At 43.9% G+C, this 6,655-nt stretch carries 4 protein-coding genes; 1 reads left to right on the top strand and 3 read right to left on the bottom strand.

Annotated features, from left to right (window positions below):
- From PL8927_RS23340 to PL8927_RS23330, 3 genes are all read right to left on the bottom strand, one after another.
- Positions 1–405, bottom strand: a 405-nt coding sequence (locus tag PL8927_RS23340) for a hypothetical protein (RefSeq protein WP_156093300.1), incomplete at its 3' end; no start/stop codon positions are given.
- 156 nt (positions 406–561) lie between these two features.
- Positions 562–1,845, bottom strand: coding sequence for a hypothetical protein (locus PL8927_RS23335; RefSeq protein WP_083625852.1), 1,284 nt, complete (start codon positions 1,843–1,845; stop codon positions 562–564).
- A gap of 208 nt (positions 1,846–2,053) precedes the next feature.
- Positions 2,054–3,694: a hypothetical protein gene (locus tag PL8927_RS23330; RefSeq protein WP_197047527.1), complete on the bottom strand. Its 1,641-nt coding sequence runs from the start codon at positions 3,692–3,694 to the stop codon at positions 2,054–2,056.
- Between the two features lie 660 nt (positions 3,695–4,354).
- On the opposite strand from PL8927_RS23330, the gene psaA reads away from it, so the two are divergent.
- The gene (psaA, locus tag PL8927_RS23325) at positions 4,355–6,610 is read left to right on the top strand and encodes a photosystem I core protein PsaA (protein ID WP_083625850.1); all 2,256 of its coding nucleotides are present in this window, start codon (positions 4,355–4,357) and stop codon (positions 6,608–6,610) included.
- The last annotated feature ends 45 nt before the right edge of the window (positions 6,611–6,655 follow it).

Below are 6,655 nucleotides of genomic sequence, written 5' to 3'. Positions count from 1 at the left end.
GGGTTCTATTTCAGTATTTTCAGGTTCAGAATTAACGTCTAAATCCTCAGAATTAATCGGTGCTGGCTGTTCTAAATTTTCCGAGGAAATTTCGTTAGTAGGAACTAAGGGATCTTCAGATTTGACGGTTTCTACTGAATTAGATTGTGTTAATTCATCCGTCTGTTCACTACCCATTTCTGAGTCGCTATTTTCACTATTAGAAATAGAGTCTGATTCAGAAATAGGGGATTCTATTTCAGTATTTTCAGGTTCAGAATTAACGTCTAAATCCTCAGAATTAATCGGTGCTGGCTGTTCTATATTTTCCGAATAAATTTCGTTAGTAGGAACTAAGGGATCTTCAGATTTGACTGTTTCTACTGGATGAGATTCTGTTAATTCATCCGTCTGTTCACCACCCATTTCTGAGTCGCTATTTTCACGGTTAGAAANAGGGAACAGGGAACAGGGAACAGTAAGAAGTGAAAGGGTTTCAGGATTTAAAAATGTCCTAACCGTAATGCGTAGCGCTATATCTATAAAACGTGACAAATAGAGTTAAAAACGAATTAAATTGGATTAATTCAATTTTTGATAGGCATCAATCCATGTAGATTTTTTTGTTAATGAACCGAATTTCTTAACCTCATCATCGTTCATTTTTTCTCGAACAATTGATTTTAATTGGTTAAGGGGTAAATCGTCGGGGTTGAGAACTTCCAACCCATCTGATGTCAACGGTCGAGTGCTTTCACTGTCCTCATTCACAGTGGTCTGTTTACTCTCTGCGGTATTCGGAGTGTCTGTGGTTTTCTGCACGGGAGCAGAAACCTCAACATTAACAACCGTGACAGGCTTGGGAGGTTTGGTTTCCCCTGTCGCAGCAACATCCCGCCGTTTAAATTCTACTTCTTTTAAAGCTTCTGCCTTCATTTTTTTAGAAGCCTTGAAAAAGTTGGGACGCTCCTCTGTGGGTTGGCTTAATAATTCCACAAATCCAAATACATCTCTATCCGGTAGAAAACGGGCTTTTAACTCCACAAAATAAGTTTTTTGTTGTTCTTCCTTCTCTAGTCTAGGATTAAATCGGAAGGGGCGGACGACTGAATCCTTCCATAGAAGGGGGGCGTGGGAAGCCTTCATGAATTTCACTTTTTTAGCAGCTTCTGCTTCTTTAATCCAAGCTAATCTATCTTGCGTAAAATTCCTAAATACGCTGATACAAGGGGTTCTACACACGGGAATAAATTGCCAAGTTCCGCATAATTTAAACTCAAAATCTTTTAATTCTGAATTTAAGGGATGTTGTTTTCTTGTCGGGTCAGAGGAGATAAACCCAATAATTTGAAATGCTACAATATGGGACTTTTCTTTGTCGGGAAAGTGTAAAATTTTAGGGTAAACGATTAATCTTTGAGTCGTGTTACCCGTCGTTTCAATTTCCTTTTTCAGGGCTTCATAAGCTTGTTTACGTCTTCCGGCGATATAAAATAACCGATATTCCTTATCTCCTATCTTGATAGTGGACACATCCCCTAGATTGACTTCCCCTTTGATAATCCCGATGGCTTGGAAGATTGAATTATTTTTAGGTTTTTGTTCCTGTTTAGATTCTGACTTGTCTTCCGTTGGCTCTGGTTGTGGTTCAGATTGTTCAGGTTTCAGCTTGACGTTGATGACTTTTTTGGGTTTAACGGGTTGGGACTCTGATTGGACTGCGTTAGTTTTCGGTTGAATTTCTGGCTCTATTTTTGTTTGGGTTTCCGCTTCTAATTTAGCTAACAACTGTTGATACATGGCTTTCTGCTTGGGGTTGGTAGCAGAAGCGAGTAATGCCTTGATTTTTTCTAATTGCTCAACCATTTGCTATTGTGAAATTGATTAGACTTTTTTCAATTATCTCCCAAAATGTAATTTTAGGGGGATTTTTTCGTCCATCATTTCTTTTGGCTGATAGAATTTTTGGTAAAAAATCGAGGAAGTGCAACCTTAAAAGACTTAAAGAGATTTCATAGAATACGTCAACGGCTGAAAAAACGGTTAACTTACTCTATGAAATCTAAGTCCTCCTTTAATCCGTGTTAAGGGTTTGGGATGCTGCTGGAAGGATGTCGGGTTCAACGGTTGATTCGGGTGGGGAAACTTCTGTTGCAGAGATAGGATTTTCAGTCTCTGAAGGAAGTTCAGGAACGAGGTTAGGGGTTTCTCCGGGTTGCAGTTCGGTGGTGGGTTCGGGAATCGGAACTTGATCTACAATTTCAGGTAAGGTTGTCGGAGGATTGGATGTTACTGAAATTTGATTCAAGAAGGGAAGACGAAAACGACTTAAAAATCCACCCCATTTTTGCGGTTGGGGTTCAGGAGAAACTGCGGGTTGAGAGGGAATATCTGCCTGAATATCTAAGGGTTTGGGTATTGTTTCTTCTATTTTGGCTTCTAATCTGGTCGGTTCTACAGGTGGAGGTTCGGGTTCAATTTCCGATGGAATTTGTTCGGGTTCAGGGATATAACTTTCTGTTTCCGAAGGTATTTCCTCTAGGGGAACAGGAATTTCTTCCGGTTCAGAAATAGTATCTTCTAGGGGAACAGGAATTTCTTCCGGTTCAGAAATAGTATCTTCTGGTTCGGGAGTCGGTTCTACAACTGGAATAGAAATTTCTGCGGGTTCGGAAGTGGGCTCTACTGGAGAAATAATTTCGGGTTCAGGGGTTTGAATTTCATCGGGAAGGGCAGAATTAGGATTGACAATGCCTTTAACTTCAGCCCAAGATAATTTTCCTTGAATTAGTTGGGAGAGGGTATTTTTGAGATTGGGATCATAAGTAATAACACGGGCTGTTTTATTAAAAACGTTATCAACGGGATTTCCTTGTTCATCGAGATATTCAATTTTTACCCAGTTTTTACCCGGTTTAAATCCTTTTAAATATAACGGTTGCCATTGGTTGGTTGTAAAACTTTCGCCGTTAACGGTAATGCGAATTTGCCAATCTACAATTTCATCCGTTGGGTCTTCTTGGGCGACAAGATGGAGAGGAGCATTGCTGAGATAGAAGTCTAGTAAAATGGGTTCTGCACCATATACCCCTTGAGGGCGATTATAGGTGAGCAGGGGGAGATCCTGATTGGGGTGATCAAGATCGGTTTTGGTAAAAATATGAAAGGTGCTTTGGGCAAAAGACCCTTCATTTTTATAGCTTTCGTCCCAAGGATAGGCAGCAAAAACTCGGAGGGTATGGGTTCCGGGGTCTAAATTAGAGAAGGTGATGGGGGTGGAGATATCGTAAATATTGATATTGGGTTGGTTATCGAGGATCACTTGTAAATGTGGCCCTAAACCGGATGGGGGATCTTGGAATAAAGGTAAACCCTGAACCTGGAGTTGCAGATTAATTGTATCGTCTTCGATGAGTGCATCGGGTTTGGGGTTGAGGATGCTGACTTGAGGTTGGTAAGCATCAAGGGATTGATGGAGTTTCTGGATGAGGTTGGGAGGAGAAACGTCCACAATGGGTGGGATGGATTGGGGGATTGTCAGGGATAAAGGGCTGTGGGGCGTAACTTCCGAGGCGGAATTACCACATCCAACGATGGTCACTATTATTAATGCCGCTAATAAGCTAGTGAGTGGGGTTTTTATTTTTGTCCACTCCTGAAGCATGAGGTTCAACAGATTAATCCTTTTTAGAAACCCTAATCCAGTCTTGTCCATAACTCTTCCATTGAAAATGAGCGGCCCCTGGCAGTCAACCTTGATCCGTCGGTTCTGGGGGATAATTGCGATTTGCGGTTCCTTGAGGAATTCTGAAAGATGACGTTTTTAATTTCTGAAACGTCTGCAATATTTTGTAACTTTTATAACTGAAGGAATCACAGGTTGCTGTTCACTATACTCTGCTACCCTACCCTAAAATTTACCCTTCGGATAAATTTTAAGTTTTATAACATTTGTTGAGAAAGGTTTGACTTTTTTAAACCTTTGTGAAGGCAAAACAGATGAGAATGAGAGAATCTGAGGGAATTTTAATTATTGTTACCAAGTCATTCCCCCCAGATTCCAAAAGATGATATATCATTTAGAGACAACAGCAATCCCACAGGGAAGTCCTTGCTCTACAAGGCTTTGAGTGGGGCGTTGCTGTCGAAATAAAATTTAAAAAGCCTTATGGCCAATACAAGGGTGTCTTGTTGCCCCCGAACAAAGGTTGGTTTTAGTGCAGGTGTAAACCTGAATAATTAGTCTCATAGAAATTTATCTATGAAACAATTTAACGAAGCGCTAACTTTTGTGAAGGATTTTGAAAAAGGGGTATAACTTCTGTCAAAATCTGCAACGTTACTTATTTTTTGTCACAGGTCGAGGAGAGTCTAAATGACAATCAGTCCTCCAGAGCGTGAGGCAAAAGTAAAAGTTACGGTCAGCGAAGATCCGGTTCCTACCTCTTTTGAAAGATGGTCTAAACCTGGACATTTCCGCCGTGACTTAGCCAAAGGGCCAAGTACAACCACTTGGATTTGGAACCTCCACGCCGACGCTCACGACTTCGATAGTCATACCAGCGATTTAGAAGATATTTCGCGTAAAATCTTTAGCGCCCATTTCGGCCATTTAGCCGTGATTTTTATCTGGTTAAGTGGCGCCTACTTCCACGGCGCTAAGTTTTCAAACTACGAAGCTTGGCTGGCTAACCCTACGGGGATTAAGCCCAGCGCTCAAGTTGTATGGCCAATTTTCGGCCAAGAAATTTTAAACGGTGATGTGGGCGGTGGCTTCCACGGAATTCAGATTACCTCTGGATTATTCCAAATGTGGCGGTCTTCCGGTTTCACAAACTCCTACCAGCTTTACTGCACCGCCATTGGTGCGCTGGTGATGGCCGGTTTAATGCTGTTTGCTGGTTGGTTCCACTACCACAAACGCGCTCCCAAACTGGAATGGTTCCAGAATGCGGAGTCGATGATGAACCATCACCTGGCTGGATTGTTAGGTCTGGGCAGTTTGGCTTGGGCAGGGCACCAAATCCATGTGTCCTTACCCGCGAACAAGTTGCTGGATGCGGGAGTGGCGGTCAAGGATATTCCTTTACCCCATGAATTCATCCTCAACCCCAACCTGATGGCAGAACTGTATCCCAGTTTTAAACAAGGTTTAACTCCTTTCTTTACCTTGAATTGGGGAGTCTACTCTGACTTCTTAACCTTCAAAGGGGGATTAAACCCACAAACAGGTGGTCTATGGTTAACCGACACCGTACACCATCACCTGGCGATCGCAGTCCTGTTCATCATTGCTGGCCACATGTACCGGACAAACTGGGGCATTGGTCACAGCATGAAGGAAATCTTAGAGGCACACAAAGGCCCCTTAACCGGAGAAGGCCACAAAGGTCTCTATGAAATCCTGACCACCTCTTGGCACGCTCAGTTGGCGATTAACCTCGCACTGATGGGATCTTTGAGCATCATTGTGGCTCACCACATGTACTCAATGCCTCCCTATCCATACATTGCGACGGATTACCCCACGCAGTTGTCTCTGTTCACCCACCATATGTGGATTGGCGGATTCCTGATTGTGGGTGCGGGCGCTCACGCTTCCATCTTTATGGTGCGCGATTACGTTCCGGCCAACAACGTTAACAACTTGCTCGATCGTGTGCTTCGTCACCGCGATGCAATTATCTCCCACCTGAACTGGGTCTGTATCTTCTTGGGCTTCCACAGCTTCGGCTTGTACGTCCATAACGACACAATGCGTGCATTTGGTCGTCCCCAAGATATGTTCTCCGATACAGGGATTCAACTCCAACCTGTGTTTGCCCAATGGGTACAACACATTCACGCCCTAGCTCCGGGTAGCACTGCTCCCCATGCTTTGGCCAGTGTTAGCCCTGTGTTTGGCGGCGGTGTTGTTGCCGTCGGCGGCAAAGTGGCAATGATGCCAATCGTGTTAGGTACGGCGGACTTCATGGTTCACCATATCCATGCCTTCACGATTCACGTTACGGTTTTAATTCTGCTCAAAGGCGTTTTATTTGCCCGTAGCTCTCGCCTGATTCCTGATAAGAGTGAATTAGGTTTCCGCTTCCCTTGCGACGGGCCTGGTCGGGGTGGTACCTGCCAAGTATCCGGCTGGGATCACGTTTTCCTGGGTCTGTTCTGGATGTACAACTCTCTCTCCATCGTGATTTTCCACTTTAGCTGGAAGATGCAATCCGATGTCTGGGGAACAGTTGGTACAGACGGCACTATTTCTCACATCACCAACGGCAACTTTGCCCAAAGCGCCATTACGATTAATGGATGGCTGCGTGATTTCCTGTGGGCGCAAGCTGCTCAGGTGATCACTTCCTACGGGTCAGCCCTTTCTGCCTACGGTCTGTTGTTCTTGGGTGCCCACTTCGTCTGGGCGTTCAGCTTAATGTTCCTGTTCAGTGGTCGCGGCTACTGGCAAGAATTAATTGAGTCCATTGTTTGGGCGCATAATAAGCTGAAATTAGCCCCTGCAATTCAACCTCGCGCTCTGAGTATTACTCAAGGTCGTGCGGTTGGTGTAGCTCACTACCTCTTAGGAGGAATTGCTACAACCTGGGCATTCTTCCTAGCCCGAATTATTTCAGTAGGATGAAAACTCTCTGCTCAGGGGCGGGAGAACGCTTAATCCGCTTTCTTC

The organism is Planktothrix serta PCC 8927, from assembly GCF_900010725.2.
GTDB classification, from domain to species: Bacteria; Cyanobacteriota; Cyanobacteriia; order Cyanobacteriales; family Microcoleaceae; genus Planktothrix; species Planktothrix serta.
The sequence above is the reverse complement of the archived record's forward strand: the minus strand, read 5'-3'. Positions and strand labels throughout refer to the sequence as shown.

Coding starts and splice junctions, on each gene's coding strand:
- PL8927_RS23330 (WP_197047527.1), bottom strand. CDS start 3,694: ATGGACAAGACTGGATTAGGGTTTCTAAAAAGGATTAATCTGTTGAAC.
- PL8927_RS23335 (WP_083625852.1), bottom strand. CDS start 1,845: ATGGTTGAGCAATTAGAAAAAATCAAGGCATTACTCGCTTCTGCTACC.
- psaA (WP_083625850.1), top strand. CDS start 4,355: ATGACAATCAGTCCTCCAGAGCGTGAGGCAAAAGTAAAAGTTACGGTC.